This window comes from Pseudomonas sp. PvP089 (genome assembly GCF_017875165.1).
GTDB classification, from domain to species: Bacteria; Pseudomonadota; Gammaproteobacteria; order Pseudomonadales; family Pseudomonadaceae; genus Aquipseudomonas; species Aquipseudomonas fortuita.
Map to the genome: position 1 here is coordinate 2,071,371 of NZ_JAGGME010000001.1, position 17,736 is coordinate 2,089,106.

Here is a 17,736-nt window from a genome sequence, read left to right on the forward strand (position 1 = left end):
CGGTGGCCGGGGCTTTGGCTAAATCAGCTCGCGGTTGTTTCGTCTTTGAGGGATGACTGGGCCCTGTGGTCCCGCTTCCTATCGCTAAGGACGCATCGCATGAATGCCGAAAACTCGTTGAAACTCGCTCGCCGCTTTATCGAACTGCCGCCGGAAAAACGCCGTTTGTTCCTGGCTGGGCTACAGGCAGAGGGCGTCGACTTTTCCGTGTTTCCGATCCCTGCCGATGTCGCCTGCGATGACCGCGACGGGTTGTCCTACGCCCAGCGACGCATGTCGTTTCTCTGGCAGCTGGACCCGCAGGGCGCGGCCTACAACCTGCCCATGGCCGTGCGCCTGAAGGGCGAGCTCGACCGCGCAGCCCTGCAGCAGGCGTTCGATCGCCTGGTCGCGCGCCACGAGAGCCTGCGTACGCGCCTGCGCACCCAGGGCGAGCACCTGTACCAGGAAGTTGTCGCCGCACAGGCCGTCGCCATCGTCGAGCATGACCTCACCGCCCTGGCGGTGGCGCAGCGCGAGGCCCGTGTCGCGGCTCTGGCTGAAGCCGAAGCGCAGGCACCTTTCAACCTGCTGCAGGGGCCACTGCTGCGCGTGACCCTGCTGCAACTGGCCACCGACGAGCACGTGCTGCTGCTCACCCTGCACCACATCGTTGCCGACGGCTGGTCGCTGAACGTGCTGATCGACGAGTTCGTGCGCTTGTACGATGCGGCCTGTCAGCGCAGCGAAGCGACCCTGCCGGCTCTGCCCATCCAGTACCGAGACTACGCGCTGTGGCAACGCAGCTGGCTGGAAGCCGGTGAACAGGAGCGTCAGCTGAACTACTGGCGCGACAAGCTGGGCGATGATCATGCCGTACTGGAACTGCCGTTCGACCATCCACGTGTCGGGGCACCGAGCCACCGCGGTGCGCGGCGCGAGTTGCAGGTCGATCCGGCGCTTGCCGGGCGCCTCAGGGCGCTGGCCAGTGCCCAGGGCGTCACCCTGTTCATGGTGCTTCTGGCGTCGTTCAAGCTGCTGCTGCAACGCTACAGTGGCCAGCGCGCAATCCGCGTCGGTGTTCCGGTCGCCAACCGTCACCGTACAGAAGTCGAGGGCTTGATCGGCTGCTTCATCAACACCCAGGTGCTGCATACCGATATCGACCCGCTCATGAGCGTGAGCCAGCTGCTCGGCCGGGTCAAGGACACCGCCCTGGGAGCCCAGGCGCACCAGGACCTGCCGTTCGAGCGCCTGGTCGAGGCGCTTGAACTCGATCGCAGCAGCGCGCAAAGCCCGTTGTTCCAGGTGCTGTTCAACCATCAGGCGGCTATCGCCGACGCCGGTCAGGTCCGCCTGGGTAACGGGCTGACGCTGGAAAAAGTCGCCTTGGACAAGCACAGCGCTCGCTTCGACCTTGCCCTCGACACCTACGAAAGCGCCGGGCGTCTGCATGCTGTGTTCACCTATGCGCTGGATGTCTTCGAGGAAGCCACCATCATTGGTTTCGGCGAGGATTGGCTGCGACTGCTCGACGGGCTGAGCCAACCGTCCGCCACCCCGGTTGGCGAGCTGCCCTTGGCGACTCAGGCGTCGCACGGGGAGCAGCAGCAAGCTGCCGGAGCGCCAGAGCCTGAGTTGTGCATCCATCACCTGATTGAAACGGCCGCCAGCCACAACCTGCAGGGCCTGGCAGCGAGCGGCGACGCCGGTCGGCTAAGCTATGCCACCTTGCAGGCACGCTCGGATGCCCTGGCTCAGGTACTGCTGGCGCGTGGCATACAGGTGGACCAGCGGGTCGGCGTGGTGGCCGACCGGTCCTGCGAAATGCTCATCGCCATGCTGGCCGTGCTCAAGGCTGGGGCGGCCTACCTGCCGCTGGACCCTGAGCAGCCCCAGTCGCGCATCGACTTCATGCTTGCCGATAGCGCGGTCAGCTGGGTACTTGGCCGAGCCGGGCAGATCAGCCTGCCGCAAGGCGTTGCGGCAATCGACGTGGAAGGTGACTACCCCTCGGTTTCGGCGCCCAAGGTGGCGGTGGGTGCAGACAACCTTGCCTATGTCATCTACACCTCCGGCACCACTGGCAAGCCCAAGGGCGTCGCGGTCAGCCATGGCGCCTTGGTCAACTATGTGCGCGGCGTGAGTCAACGCCTGCCAATGGACGAGATCGGTAGCCTGGCGATGGTCACCACGCCGGCGGCCGACCTTGGCCACACCATGCTGTTCGGTGCGCTGTGCTACGGCAAGACCCTGCACATGCTGCCCAAGGAGACGGTGCTCGATGCCGAGGTCTTCGCCGCCTACCTGCAGACGCATGCCATCGATGCACTGAAGATCGTCCCCTCGCACTTGCAGGCCATGCTCGCTGCGGGTGCCCAGGCTTTGCCGCGGCGTTGTCTGGTGGTTGGGGGTGAAGCCTGTAGCCCAGCACTTCTGAGCCGGATCAAGGCATTGGCGCCCGGCCTCGAGGTGATCAACCACTACGGCCCCACCGAAACCACGGTCGGTGTGCTTACTCATGCCCTGCAGGAGCGGCCGCTGCTCGGCCAACCCCTGCAAAACCTGCGCGCCCATGCGCTGGACAGTTGCCTTAACCCCGTGCCCGGCAAGGCCAGGGGGGAGCTCTATATCGCCGGTGCAGGGCTTGCTCGTGGTTACCTGGGCCAGGCGGCGCTCACGGCCGAGCGCTTCGTGCCCGACCCCAGTGGCTGCAAGGGTGCGAGGATGTACCGTACCGGCGACTGGGTACGCCTGAACGCTGACGGCGAACGGGTTTTCGCCGGACGTATCGATGGCCAGGTGAAAATCCGCGGCTATCGCGTCGAGCTGGCCGAGATCGATACCTGCCTGCGGCAGTTGCCGGGCATCGAAAGCGCCGTTGTGCGAGTCGTTGGCGAAGACGCCGATCGGCAGCTGGCCGCCTACCTGGTCCCGCAGCACTGGGCTGCACAGGACGAAGCCCGTCAAGCCGTGGTCGACAGCATTCGGGCAGCGCTGAAGCGGGCCTTGCCCGAGCATCTGGTGCCGCATTACCTGATGCTGCTGGAGCGTCTGCCAGTGACCCTCAACGGCAAGGTCGACGTCAGGGCGCTGCCTGAACCGGTCGCTGTCACGGCCGTTTACCGGGCGCCCGAAACACCCCTGCAAATGCAGGTCGCGGCCATCTGGGCCGACGTGCTGCAACAGACCCAGGTCGGCCTCGACGACAATTTCTTCGCCTTGGGTGGGCATTCGTTGCTGGCTACCCAGGTGGTCTCGCGGATCAGGCAGCAACTGGGCCTGGACGTGGCTTTGCGGGTGCTGTTCGACACTGCCGACCTGTCCAGTTTTGCCGAAGCTTTGCAAGGCCTGGAGCAGGTCGCCGGGGGCGATATCCAGGTCCTGGACCGGGCGCTGCCGCTGCAGGTTTCGCATGCTCAGTATCGCCAGTGGATGTTCTGGAAGCTGCACCCGCAAAGCACCGCCTACAACACCCCCCTGGCCATACGCTTGCACGGCGAGGTGGACCGGGCCGCCATGCAGGCCGCATTCGATGCACTGGTCATGCGCCATGAATCCCTGCGCACGGTCTTCGAGGAGCATGACGGCATTCCCCGCCAGCGCATACTGCCCGCAGCGTCGGCAATCATTGAATTCCATGACCTCAGTTCGGCGGATGGCCGGGCGCTGCAGCAGCGCATACAGGAAGAAGCGCTCACGCCCTTTGACCTCGAGCAGGGTCCGCTGATCCGGGTCAAGGTGTTCCAGGGGGGGCCGCAGGAGCAGGTGCTGACCGTGCTGTTGCACCACATTGTCTCGGACGGCTGGTCCATGAGCGTCATGGTCCGCGAGCTGGCGGGCGTCTACAACGCCCACACCACCGGGCAGCCGCTTGAACGCCAGGCGCTGGCGGTGCAATACGCCGATTACGCCGCCTGGCAGCGTGAACGCCTGGCCTCGGGGGAGCTGCAGGCCCAGCTGGCATTCTGGAAAGCCACGCTGGCAGACGATTTCGCAGTACTCGAGCTACCCGCCGACCGTATTCGGCCTCAGGCCCAAAGCTATCGTGGCGGGCGCGTGGATGTGCTGCTGCCTGCCGCACTCACGGCCGATCTGCAACGCTTGGCGGTTGCCGCCAATGCCACGCTGTTCCATGTGTTCCTGGCTTCGTTCGCACTGCTGCTGTCGCGCTACAGCGGGCGCGAAACGCTCAACATCGGCATCCCGGTGACCAACCGCAATCGCCTTGAGCTGGAAGGGCTGATCGGTTTCTTCGTCAACACGCTGGTCGCGCGCGTGGCGGTCGACCCGTTGCAGTCTTTCAGCCACTTGTTGCTGGCGGTCAAAGAGACCACCCTGCAGGCTCAGGCGAACAAGGACATCCCCTTCGATGTACTGGTGGAAGCGCTCAAGCCCGAGCGGGGGTTGGGCCACAACCCGCTGTTCCAGGTCATGTACAACCACCTGAGCATTCTTGGCGAGCGGGTCTCCGGCGACAGCGTGCAAGGGCTGAGCGTCGAGGAGGTCGAGCTGGTCGAGCACACCACGCAGTTCGATCTGTCGCTGGACACCCTCGAACGCAGCGATGGCGTGATCGCCTCCTTCGGCTATGCATCGGACCTGTTCGACGTCGAGCGTATCGAGCGCCTGGCATCGGTCTGGGTCAACCTGCTGGGTGCACTGGCCAGTGAGGCGGCATTGCCGGTCGCCGAGCTGCCTCTGCTCACAGCCGCACAGCACAAGCTGGCGGCCCAGGCCGTCGACCCGGCCCCCTTGCGTTTCGCCGAAGACCTTGGCGTGCACCAGCTGTTCGAGGCGCAGGCCCAGCGCGCGCCGCAGGCCACAGCGCTGGTCCTTGATGATCAGGCGCTGACTTACCAGGCACTCAACCGCCGCGCCAACCAGCTGGCCCACAAGTTGCGCGAACTGGGCGTGGGGCCGGATGTGCGTGTTGGCATCGCCGTGGAACGCAGCCTGGACATGGTGGTGGGCCTGCTGGGCATCCTCAAGGCCGGTGCTGCCTATGTGCCGCTCGACCCGCAATACCCGCAGGAACGCTTGCGTTTCATGATGCAGGACAGCGGCATTCACTTGCTCCTGACCCAGCCTCACCTGACACCGACGCTACCGATTCCCCCGGCAGTGACCTGCCTGCAGATGCAGGCGGATGAGCAATGGCTGGCCCAGTACAGCGCAGCCAACCCGGTGAACCTCACCGTCGCCGACAACCTTGCCTATGTGATCTACACCTCCGGGTCCACCGGCAAGCCCAAAGGTGTGGCCGTCGCTCATCGGGAACTGTCAGTGTTCTGCAGCGTGGCGGCCGATTATTCGCGGCTCGACGCCAGTGATCGGGTGCTGCAGTTCGCCACGGTCAACTTCGATGGCTTCGTCGAGCAGCTGTACCCGGCCCTGTGTTGCGGTGCGCGGGTTGTCATGCGCGGACCGCAGCTGTGGGACATTGAAACCCTCCAGCAGGCCATCGTTACCCACGGCATCACCGTGGCGGACCTGACAACCGCCTACTGGCGCATGCTGGCTGCGCAAAAGCTGCCCGCCGGCGCCTGCGCGTCGCTGCGCCAGGTGCATGTGGGCGGTGAAGCCATGCCGATGGAAAGCATGGGCGACTGGTACGCCAGTGGCCTGCAGCAGGCTCGTCTGCTCAATACCTATGGGCCTACCGAAGCGACCGTGGTAACCACGGTGCAGGACTGCGCAGGCTTGCAGCCCGGTGCCGGTGGCAAGGCCATTGTGCCCATCGGCCGAGCGGTGGGGGGGAGGGTGACGTACGTCTGTGACGATGGCCTGGCCTTGGCCCCGGTCGGTTGGGTGAACGAATTGCTGATCGGTGGCCGGGGCTGCCTAGCCCGCGGCTATTTCAACCGCCCGGGGTTGACCGCCGAGCGGTTCATTCCCGACCCGTTCGACCCGGTCGGCGGCGGGCGCCTGTACCGTACCGGCGATCTGGCGAGCTACCGCGTCGATGGTGTTCTCGACTATGTGGGGCGCATCGACCATCAAGTCAAGATTCGCGGCCTGCGCATCGAAATGGGCGAGATCGAAGCGCGGCTGCAAGAGCACGCCATGGTGCGCGAAGCGCAGGTGATCGACATCGACGGGCCCACCGGCAAGCAACTGGTCGCCTACCTGGTGATAGAGGGCGGTCTCGAGCAGCAGGATGCGTTGCGCGAAAACCTGGCAAGCCACCTCAAGGCCGCATTGCCGGACTACATGGTGCCGGCGCACCTGATGTTCCTCAGCGAGTTGCCGCTGACGCCTAACGGCAAGCTTGACCGCAAGGCGCTGCCAAAGCCCGACCTGGGCCGCGACCAGCCTGCCTACGTGCCCGCGCGCAGCGAACGCGAAAGACAGATCGCGGCTATCTGGGCGCAGGTGCTCAAGGTTGAGCGCATCGGTCTGACCGATCATTTCTTCGAACTGGGCGGGCATTCGTTGCTGGCCACCCAGGTCACCTCGCGTATCCGCCAGGTACTGGGCCTGGAAATCCCCCTGCGCACGCTGTTCGAAGCCCCGGTGCTGGCTGATTTCGTGGCGCTGACCGGGCAAGGGACGGACGCGCCGGCCCCGGCGTTGCAGCCGGTCGACCGCGCGCAGCCGTTAGCCTTGTCCTACGCCCAGCAGCGGCAGTGGTTCTTCTGGCAGATGGCACCCGAAAGCACCGCCTACAACATGGCCACGGTTCTGCGCCTGCGTGGCGATCTGGATGTAGAAGCACTGCGCCTGAGCTTTGAAGCGTTGATCGCGCGACACGAGACCCTGCGTACGACCTTCCGCCAGGCGGGTGACCATGCCCTGCAAGTGATCCATCCGCCGCAGCCGTTCCACCTGCCAAGCGAAGAGGTCGAACTGTGCCAGGGGGATGAGCAGGCGGCGCTGCTCAAGCGCCTGGTCGAGGCAGAGACGCAATGCCCCTTCGACCTGGAGCACGGGCCGTTGCTGCGGGTAAAACTGTTGCGCGTGGCGGAGGATGACCATGTCCTCGTACTGACCTTGCACCATATCGTCTCTGACGGCTGGTCGATGCCGGTGATGGTCGATGAGCTGGTGCAGTTGTACCAAGGGCTGTGCAGTGGGCAAACAGTCGAGCTGCCTGAGCTGCCCATCCAGTACGCCGACTACGCCGTATGGCAGCGGCAGTGGATGGAGGCGGGTGAGCGGGAGCGCCAGCTGGCCTACTGGAAAGGCCAGCTGGGAGACCGGCAACCGGTGCTTGAACTGCCTGGCGATCGCCCACGCCCGGTGACCCAGGACTTTGCCGGTGCCAGCGTCGCCATCGACCTGGATCGCGACCTCGTGCACGCGCTCAAGGCATTGGCCCAGCAGCAGGGCGTCAGCCTGTTCATGCTGCTGTTGGCCAGTTTCCAGACCCTGTTGCACCGCTATTCGGGCCAGGACGATATTCGCGTGGGGGTACCGATCGCTAACCGCAATCGCCTGGAAACCGAGCGCCTGATCGGCTTCTTCGTCAATACCCAGGTGCTCAAGGCCGACTTCGACCTGCACACCACCTTCAGCCAGCTGCTCGAACAGACGCGCCAGACCGCCCTGGCGGCCCAGGCTCATCAGGATTTGCCGTTCGAGCAGTTGGTCGAGGCGCTGCACCCCGAACGCAGCCTGAGCCACAGCCCGCTGTTCCAGGCGCTCTACAATCACCAGACCGAACCCCAGGGGCAAGCGCGCAGCTTGCCTGGGCTGGAAGTTGAAGGCCTGGCCTGGGAGCGCTATACCGCACAGTTCGACCTGACCCTTGACACCTTCGAGCACGCCGACGGCCTGGGCGCCTCGCTGGTCTACGCCACGTCGCTGTTCGACCGTGCGCGCATCGAGGCGCTGGCGCAGCACTGGTGCAACCTGCTGGCCGACATCGTGCGTCAACCCCAGCAGCGCGTCGCCGAGCTGGCGATGCTGGGCAGCGAGGAGCGCGAGCAGCTGTTGGCGGCATGGGACCAGACCGGCGACGACTATCCGGACGACCGTTTCGTCCATCAACTGTTCGCCGACCAGGTCGCCCGCACGCCGGACGCCGTCGCCATCCGCTTCGACGATCAACGCCTGAGCTACCGCCAGCTCGATGCACAGGCCAATCGCCTGGCGCACCGCCTGATCGAGCAAGGTGTCGGCCCCGAGGTCAGGGTCGTCATCGCCATGCGCCGTTCTACCGACATCATGGTGGCGTTCATGGCGGTACTCAAGGCAGGTGGCGTGTATGTACCGCTGGACATCGCCTATCCCCAGGACCGCCTGCGCTACATGATGCAGGACTGCGCCGCCGCCTTGGTGCTGACCCAGAGCGATGTGCTGGGCACGCTGCCGATCCCCGAGGGTTTGCCAACGTTGGCGGTGGACCTGCCGGCTGCCTGGCAGCAAGGCCCGGACACGCCACCCGAGGTGGCGCTGTCCAGGCACAACCTTGCCTATGTGATCTACACCTCCGGCTCGACCGGCATGCCCAAGGGTGTTGCAGTGGCGCATGGGCCTTTGGCCTCGCACATCCTGGCCAACGGTGAGCGCTATGAAACCGGTCCGCAGGATTGCGAGCTGCACTTCATGTCATTCGCCTTCGACGGTGCCCATGAGGCCTGGATGCACCTGCTGATCAACGGCGCCAGTGTGCTGGTGCGCGATGACAGCCTGTGGCTGCCCGAGCAGGCCTACGCCGAAATGCACCGGCATGGCGTGACCATTGCGGTGTTCCCGCCGGTGTATCTGCAACAGCTGGCCGAGCATGCTCTGCGCGTGGGCAACCCGCCACCGGTGCGCATCTACTGCTTTGGCGGTGATGCCGTACCGCAAGCCGGTTATGAGCTGGCCTGGCAGGCCCTGCGCCCGCAATACATCTTCAACGGCTACGGGCCGACCGAAACCGTGGTCACACCGCTGCTCTGGAACGCGTCGCCAGGCGATGCCTGCGGTGCGGCCTATGCCCCTATCGGCCGACTGGTCGGGCGCCGCCGCAGTTATGTCCTCGACGCCAGCCTCAACCTGGTGCCGTTGGGCCACAGTGGCGAGTTGTTCCTTGGCGGGCTGTGCCTGGCGCGTGGCTATCTCGACCGCCCAGGGCTGACCGCCGAACGCTTCGTCCCCGACCCGTTCGCTGCGAACGGCGAGCGCGTGTACCGCAGCGGTGACCTGACCCGCACCCGGGCCGACGGTTTGGTCGACTATCTGGGCCGTATCGACCATCAGGTGAAGATCCGTGGTTTTCGCATCGAGCTTGGCGAGATCGAGGCGCGGTTGCAGGATCACCCGGCAGTGCGCGAAAGCGTGGTCATCGACATCCAGGGCCCAGGGGGCAAGCAGTTGGCCGCGTATCTGGTCTGCGCGGATGTGCAACTTCACGACCTGCAGGGGCAAAGCCTGCTGCGCAGCGCGCTGCGCGATCACCTCAAGGGGACCTTGCCGGACTACATGGTGCCCACCCACCTGGTATTTCTCGACACGTTGCCGCTCACGCCCAATGGCAAGCTGGACCGCAAGGGCCTGCCCAAGCCTGACGTCAGCCAGCTGCAGCAGGTGTACGTCGCACCTCGAAACGCGCTGGAACAGACCATTGCCGGGATCTGGGCGGATGTGCTGAAAGTCGACAAGGTGGGGCTGTCGGACAACTTCTTCGAACTGGGTGGTGATTCCATCATTTCGATCCAGGTGGTCAGCCGCGCCCGTCAGGCGGGCATTCGCTTCACCCCCAAAGAGCTGTTCCAGCACCAGACCGTTCAAGGGCTGGCCTCAGTCGCCCGGCAAGGGGACGAAGGTGGGTTGATGATCGAACAGACGGCTGCAACTGGCCAGACGCTGCTGCTGCCGATCCAGCAATCGTTCTTCGAGCAGGACATTGCCCAGCGCCACCACTGGAACCAGGCGCTGTTGCTCAAGGCAGGCCAGGCGCTCGACAGCCAGGTGCTGGAACGGGCCCTTCAGGCCCTGGTGATCCACCATGATGCGCTGCGCCTGCGCTTCGATTGTGCAGCGGGCGAGTGGGCGGCACATTACGGCTCGCCCGACCCACAGCAAGGTCTGCTCTGGCAGGCTACGGTGGCCGATGCCCAAGCCCTCGAAGCGTTGTGCGATGAAGTCCAAGGCAGCCTCGACCTGCAGCGTGGCCCTTTGCTGCGGGCATTGCTGGCAACCCTCGAAGATGGCAGCCAGCGCTTGTTGCTGGCAATTCATCACTTGGTGGTGGACGGGGTCTCCTGGCGTGTGCTGCTCGAAGACCTGCAAACCGCCTACAGCCAGTTGCACGCCGGCCAGCCACTCGACCTGCCCGCCAAGACCAGCTCGACCCAAGCGTGGGCCGGCCACCTGCAGACCTACGCACGTAGCGAATCGCTGCAGGCGCAGCTGCCTTACTGGCAGGCGCAACTCGACCAGACTGATGCCGAACTGCCTTGCGACAACCCGGGTGGCTCGTTGCATGGCATGCATGTCGGCACCGCCCGCACCCGTCTCGGCGCGGTCAGTACCCGGCAACTGCTGCAACAGGCGCCTGCTGCCTACCGGACGCAGGTCAACGACTTGCTGCTGACCGCGCTGGCCCGCGTCATCGCACGCTGGACCCAGCGCAGCGACGTGCTCGTGCAGTTGGAGGGGCATGGTCGTGAAGACTTGTTCGATACCCTGGACCTCACGCGGACCGTGGGTTGGTTCACCAGCGTGTTCCCGGTACGGCTGAGCCCGGAGCAGACACTGGGTGCATCGATCAAGCGGATCAAGGAGCAGCTGCGGGCGATCCCGGACAAAGGCATCGGCTACGGTGCCTTGCGCTACCTGGGTGATGACCAGGCTCGAGCGGCGCTTGCGCAGTTGCCGCCCCCACGCATCACCTTCAACTACCTGGGGCAGTTCGACGGCAGCTTCACGCCGGCCTCCGGCGCCGAGGCCCCGGCATTCCTGGTGCCAGCCGACGAAAGCGCCGGGGCCAGCCAGAGCCACGAGGCGCCGCTGGACAACTGGTTGTCGATCAATGGTCAGGTCTATGCCGGTGAGCTGAGCCTTGAGTGGACCTACAGCCGCGACATGTTCGACGTCGGTACGGTGCAACACCTGGCCGACCAGTTTGCCGCCGAGCTCGAGGCGATCGTCGCCCATTGCCTGGAGGATGCCCAGGCGGGTCTGACCCCTTCGGACGTTCCGCTGGCCGGGCTTACCCAGGCCCAGCTGGACAGCCTGCCGATCCCGGCGGCGCAAATCGAAGACCTCTATCCCCTGGCACCCATGCAGCAGGGCATGCTGTTCCACAGCCTGTTCGAGCAAGGCGGCGGCCATTACATCAACCAGATGCGCGTCGACGTCAAAGGGCTCGATGTGCCACGCTTCAGGCTCGCATGGCAGGCCGCCGTCGACCGCCATGAAGTGCTACGGGCCAACTTCGTGACCTGCTTCGAGCACCCTCTGCAGGTGGTCCGCAAGCAGCTCGAGCTGCCGTTCACGTACCTGGACTGGGTGGGCGTCGCCGAGCAGGGCGCGGCCCTGGACCGTTGGGCCGATGCAGACCTGCGCAAGGGCTTCGACCTGCAGCATGACCCCCTGCTGCGTCTGGCGGTGATCCGCACCTGCGAAGCATCCTGCCATCTGGTCTTCACCAGCCATCACATTCTGATGGATGGCTGGAGCAATGCGCAGTTGCTCGGTGAGGTGCTCCAGGCCTACGCCGGGCTGCCGAACAGCGGGCTGACGGGCCGCTATCGCGACTACATCCAATGGCTGCACCGCCAGGACCCCGTGCAGGCCCAAGCCTTCTGGCAGCAGCAGCTGCATGAGCTGAGTGAGCCTACGCGCCTGGCGCTGGCCATGCGTCAGGACAAAGCCGGGCTGGGCGCAGGCTACGGCGAACACCAGCAGCGCTTGAGCGAACGGCAGACGCAGGCGCTGGGTGCCTTTGCCCGGCAGCAGCGAGTGACCGTCAATACCCTGGTGCAGGCGGCATGGCTACTGCTTCTGCAGCGTTACACCGGGCAATCGTGCGTGAGCTTCGGCGCGACGGTGTCCGGTCGCCCGGCAGAGCTGCGTGGTGTGGAGCAACAGCTGGGGCTGTTCATCAACACTTTGCCGGTGGCCGCCAGCCCGCGCCCGCAGCAGCGTGTGGCGCAGTGGGTGCAGCAACTGCAGGCGCAGAACCTGGCGCTGCGCGAGTACGAGCACAGCCCCTTGTACGAGATTCAACGCTGGGCCGGATCGGGTGGTGAAGGGCTGTTCGATACCCTGCTGGTGTTCGAGAACTACCCGGTCGGCGATGCGCTGCAGCAGAGTGCACCCGCCGGGCTCGCGTTCGGCAACGTGCACGGCCATGAGCAGTCGAGCGTGCCGCTGACCCTGGCGATTAGCGCAGGTGCGCAGCTGTCGGTGCACTACAGCTATGACCGGCAGTGTTTCACCCAGGAAAGCATCGCGCAGATCGCCCGCCACTTCGGTACGTTGTTGCAGGCGCTGGTCGAGGACCCGCGACAGGTGATCGCTCAACTGCCTTTGTTCGACGCACAGGAGCGCCAGGCAATCATCCACGACTGGAATCGGGCGCCTGCCAATCATCGCCCCGATCAATGCCTGCACCAGCTGATCGAAGCCCAGGCCGCGCGGACGCCGGAGGCCATCGCGGTGGTGTCGGGTGAGCGGACACTCAGCTACACACAGCTCAATCGGCGCGCCAATCAGCTGGCGCACAAGCTGCGCGAGCAGGGCGTGGGGCCAGATGTAATGGTAGGGATCGCTGTGGATCGTGGTCTGGAAATGGTCATCGGCCTTCTGGGCATCCTCAAGGCGGGAGGCGCCTATGTGCCGCTGGACCCTGAGTATCCAGAGGATCGCCTGGCCTACATGATGAGCGATAGCGGTATCAACCTGTTGCTGACCCAGTCACATCTGCTCGCCCGCTTACCGCTGCCCGAGGGTGTCGAGCCGCTGCTCCTGGAGCCATTCCCGGGCTACAGCGAAGCTAACCCGGTCAACTTCACGCAACCGGCAAACCTGGCTTACGTGATCTACACCTCGGGGTCTACCGGCAAGCCTAAAGGCACCTTGTTGCCCCATCACAACGTCGTGCGCCTGTTCCAGGCAACCCGGCACTGGTTCTGCTTCGACAGCCAGGATGTCTGGAGCGTGTTCCATTCCTATGCGTTCGATTTTTCTGTCTGGGAACTGTTCGGTGCGCTGGTGCATGGGGCCAAGGCAGTGATCGTGGCCAAGGGCGTGGCCCGATCGCCCGCCGACTTCCATGCCTTGTTGGTGCGTGAGCAGGTCACGGTACTCAACCAGACACCCTCGGCGTTCAAGCAACTGATCTCGCACGCCTGCGCACAGCCACAGGGTCAGGCCGAGCTTGCCCTGCGCTATATCGTGTTTGGCGGCGAAGCACTGGACGTCGGGAGCCTGGCACCGTGGTTCAACCACTTCGGCGACAGCCAGCCGACCTTGATCAACATGTACGGCATTACAGAAACCACGGTGCACGTCACCTATCGGCCAGTGTGTCGCGAGGATCTGCAGCGCGATGGCGTCAGCCCCATCGGTGAGGTGATTCCGGATCAGTCGCTGTACCTGCTCGATGCTGACTTCAACATCGCCGCGCCCGGTTGTCATGGCGAACTGCACGTTGGCCAGGCCGGTCTCGCCCGTGGCTATCACCGGCGTGCGTCGCTCACCGCGGAGCGCTTCGTACCCGACCCATTCGATGGCAGCGAGCAGGGCGGTGGTCGGCTCTACCGCACCAGCGATCTGGCACGCTATCGCATGCAGGGTGCGATCGAGTATGCGGGGCGCATCGATCATCAGGTGAAGGTCCGAGGTTTCCGTATCGAGCTGGGCGAGATCGAGGCCAGGCTGCAGGAGCATTCGCAAGTCCGCGAAGCGGTGGTGCTCGCCCTGGATGGCCCAAGCGGTACGCAACTGGTTGCCTATCTGATCCCTGCCCAGGCACCCACGGCAGCGTTGCGCGACAGCCTGCGCGAGCACCTTAAAGCGACATTGCCCGAGCACATGGTGCCCGCCCACCAGGTGTTTCTGGAGTCGCTGCCCCTTACGGCAAACGGCAAGCTCGATCGGCGGGCCTTGCCCAGCCCTGATGCCACGCAGCTGCAGCAGCTGTTCGTCGCACCGCAAACCCCGCTGGAGCAGGACGTTGCGGCGATCTGGGCCGATGTACTGAAGCTTGAAAGGGTCGGCCTCAACGACAACTTCTTCGAGCTGGGCGGGCATTCGCTGCTGGCTGTTCAGGCCACCCAGCGCGTGCAGTTGCTGCTGGGGCTGGAGGTACCGCTTTCGGCCCTGTTCGCTGCCGGACGACTGGCGGACTACGTGGCGACGATGGCTGGCCTGGCGCCTGCCAGTGCAGCAGACGTCGATGAGTTGAGTGATTTCCTGGCAGAACTGGAGAGTGTTTGAAATGACGGCCCAGAACATCGAGCTGGTTAAACGGTTCCTGCATCTGCCATTGGAGCAGCGCAAGCAATTTTTTGAAAAAATGCAGTCCAAAGGCATGAGCTTCGCTCGGCTGCCGATCCCGCAGATACGCGACGAATGGGGCCCCATCGGCCTGTCGTACGCCCAGCGGCGACAGTGGTTTCTCTGGCAGTTCGAGCCGCAGAGCGCGGCCTACAACATCAGCATGGCCGTGCGTTTCAAGGGGGCGCTGGATGGCGACCTGCTGCAGCGCAGCCTTGAAGACCTGGTTCAACGCCATGAAAGCCTGCGTACTGCTTTTGCCCAGGACGCTGACCAGCCTGTTCAGGTCGTTGATCCACGCGTGCGGGTGGAAATAGTTCGGGAGCCTTTTGCAGAGGCGGGGGATTTCGCCGAGCGCCTGAAACGGCGTATCGAAGCAGAGGCCGGCCAACCCTTCGACCTGGGGCAGGCGCCCCTGTGGCGGGTGAGGCTGCTGCAGGTGGACGAGGCCGATCACGTACTGATCCTGGTCATGCACCATATCGTCTCCGATGGCTGGTCGATGCCGATACTGCTGGACGAGTGGATCCGCAGCTACGAGGGGCTTCGCCTCGGTCAGCCAGCATCGTTGCCGGCCCTGCCGATCCAGTATGCCGACTATGCCATCTGGCAGCGCCAATGCCTGGAAGCGGGCGAGCTGGAGCGTCAGCTGGCGTACTGGGAGGCCGAGCTGGGGGGTGAACAGCCGGTCCTGGAACTGCCGACCGACCATCCCCGGCCGGCCTTGCAGAGCCGGGCAGGGGCAAGCTTGGATATCCCCCTGGACGATGCACTGTGCGCCGCCCTCAAACAGCTGGCGCAGGATCAGGGCGTGACATTGTTCATGCTCCTGCTGGCCAGCTACCAGACCCTGCTGCATCGCTACAGCGGGCAGAACGACATCCGGGTCGGCATACCCACGGCCAATCGCAATCGTATGGAAACCGAAGGCCTGATCGGCTTTTTCGTCAACACCCAGGTACTCAAGGCCGAATTCGACCTGGGCACGACCTTCACTGACCTGCTCGAGCAGGTTCAGCGACGCGTCGCTGGCGCCCAGGCCCATCAGGACCTGCCGTTCGAGCAACTGGTCGAAGCCTTGCAACCCGAGCGCAGCCTCAGCCATAGCCCGTTGTTCCAGGTCATGTACAACCACCAGACCGAAGCACGCGGGCAGGCTCGGCAACTGCCTGGGCTGACTGTCGAGACCCTGGACTGGGAGCGCAGGACCGCGCAGTTTGATCTGACCCTGGAAACCGTGGAGCACGCGGCGGGGATCGCGGTAACGCTGACCTACGCCACCGCGCTGTTCGACGAAGCCACCATCGCCCAGCTCGCCGGACACTGGCAGGGCCTGCTGGCCGCCATCGTCGCGCAGCCGCAGCAGCGCATCGCCGAGCTGCCACTGCTGAATGCCACCCAGCAACAACAGGTGCTCCACGACTGGAACCGCACCCAGGCCGATTACCCGGTCGAGCAGTGCCTGCAGCAACTGATCGAAGCCCAGGTCACCGCCACCCCGGATGCCCCGGCGCTGGTATTTGCCGATCAGGCCCTGAGCTATGGCCAGCTGAACCGGCGCGCCAACCAGCTGGCGCACAAGCTGCGCGAGCAGGGCGTGGGGCCGGACGTGCTGGTGGGCATTGCCGCCGAGCGCAGCGTGGACATGGTCATCGGCCTGCTGGGCATTCTCAAGGCCGGTGGCGCCTATGTGCCGCTGGACCCGGAATACCCCGCCGAGCGCCTGGCCTACATGATGCAGGACAGCGGCATCGGCCTGCTGTTGACGCAAGCCCACCTGCTGGCGCAGTTGCCGGTGCCCGAGGGTGTGCAGCCGCTGCTGCTTGAGCCGCTGGCGGGCTACAGTGAGGCCGACCTGGTTCACCAAACCTGCCCGGACAACCTGGCCTACGTGATCTACACCTCCGGCTCCACCGGCCGCCCCAAGGGCGCGGGCAACAGCCATCGGGCGCTGGTCAACCGCCTGTGCTGGATGCAGAAGGCCTATGGCCTGGACGCCGGCGATACCGTGTTGCAGAAGACCCCGTTCAGTTTCGACGTCTCGGTCTGGGAGTTCTTCTGGCCACTGCTTGTCGGCGCTCGCCTGGCGGTGGCACAACCGGGCGAACACCGTGATCCGCAGCGCCTGGTCGAGGTGATCAGGCAGCACGCGGTGACCACGCTGCACTTCGTGCCTTCGATGCTGCAGGCCTTCATGGGCAGCGCCGAGGTCGAGCGCTGCAGCGGCCTCAAGCGCGTGGTGTGCAGCGGCGAAGCCTTGCCCGCAGAGCTGGCGCAACAGACCCTGGCAAGGTTGCCCGGCGCCCAGTTGTACAACCTCTACGGCCCGACCGAAGCGGCCATCGACGTCACCCACTGGACCTGCCGCCCAGGCAGCGACAGCGGCGTGCCGATCGGCCGCCCGATCGACAACCTGAAGACGCACATCCTCGGCGCCGGTTTGCAGAGTGTCGCCCCACGAGCTGCCGGTGAGCTGTACCTGGGCGGCGTCGGCCTGGCCCGCGGTTATCACCGGCGCCCGGCGCTGACGGCGGAACGCTTCGTCCCGGACCCTTTCGACAGCACGGCCCAGGGCGGCGGTCGCCTGTACCGCACCGGTGACCTGGCGCGTTATCGGGCGGACGGGGTGATCGAGTACAAGGGCCGTCTCGACCACCAGGTGAAAATCCGCGGCCTGCGCATCGAACTGGGCGAGATCGAGACACGTCTGCTCGAGCACCCGAGTGTGCGCGAGGCGGTGGTGCTGGACATCGACGGGCCGGGTGGCAAGCAGCTGGCGGGGTATCTGGTGGTCGGCGAAGCACCGGCCGACCCGCAGCAGCAGAACGCACTGCGCAGCGAACTGCGCGAGCACCTCAGGCACGGGCTGGCCGACTACATGGTCCCGACCCACCTGCTGTTCCTTGAGCGCCTGCCGGTAACGGCCAACGGCAAGCTGGACCGCAAGGCCCTGCCCAAACCCGACGCAAGCGTGCTGCAGGACAGCTACGTGGCCCCGCGCAGCGAGCTGGAACAACAGATTGCGACGATCTGGGCCGAGGTCCTGAAACTCGACCAGGTGGGCGTGACGGATAACTTCTTCGCCCTGGGCGGCCATTCGCTGTCTGCCACCCAGGTGATCGTACGCGTTCGTGAGGCGACGGGCATCGACGCCACCTTGAAGGCACTGTTCGAACAGCCCCGGCTGGAGGATTTCTCACGCTGCCTCGAAGAGAAAAATCAGCAAATCGATCCGATTCAGGCAGAACTGGCTAAATCGCTAGAGGCGCTCAAACGTCTAACCACGGAGGAAATTGATGAACTGATTTCATAGGGGATACA

2 protein-coding genes are annotated in these 17,736 nt (G+C 65.0%); both read left to right on the top strand.

Features of this window, described 5'->3' with window-relative positions; all coding sequences use genetic code 11:
* Positions 1–99: 99 nt before the first annotated feature.
* Positions 100–14,355, top strand: a complete 14,256-nt coding sequence (locus J3A71_RS09570) for a non-ribosomal peptide synthetase (protein ID WP_096426572.1) — start codon at positions 100–102, stop codon at positions 14,353–14,355.
* A 1-nt stretch (position 14,356) separates the two neighbouring features.
* The gene (locus J3A71_RS09575; protein WP_096426571.1) at positions 14,357–17,728 is read left to right on the top strand and encodes a non-ribosomal peptide synthetase; all 3,372 of its coding nucleotides are present in this window, start codon (positions 14,357–14,359) and stop codon (positions 17,726–17,728) included.
* Positions 17,729–17,736: the final 8 nt, after the last annotated feature.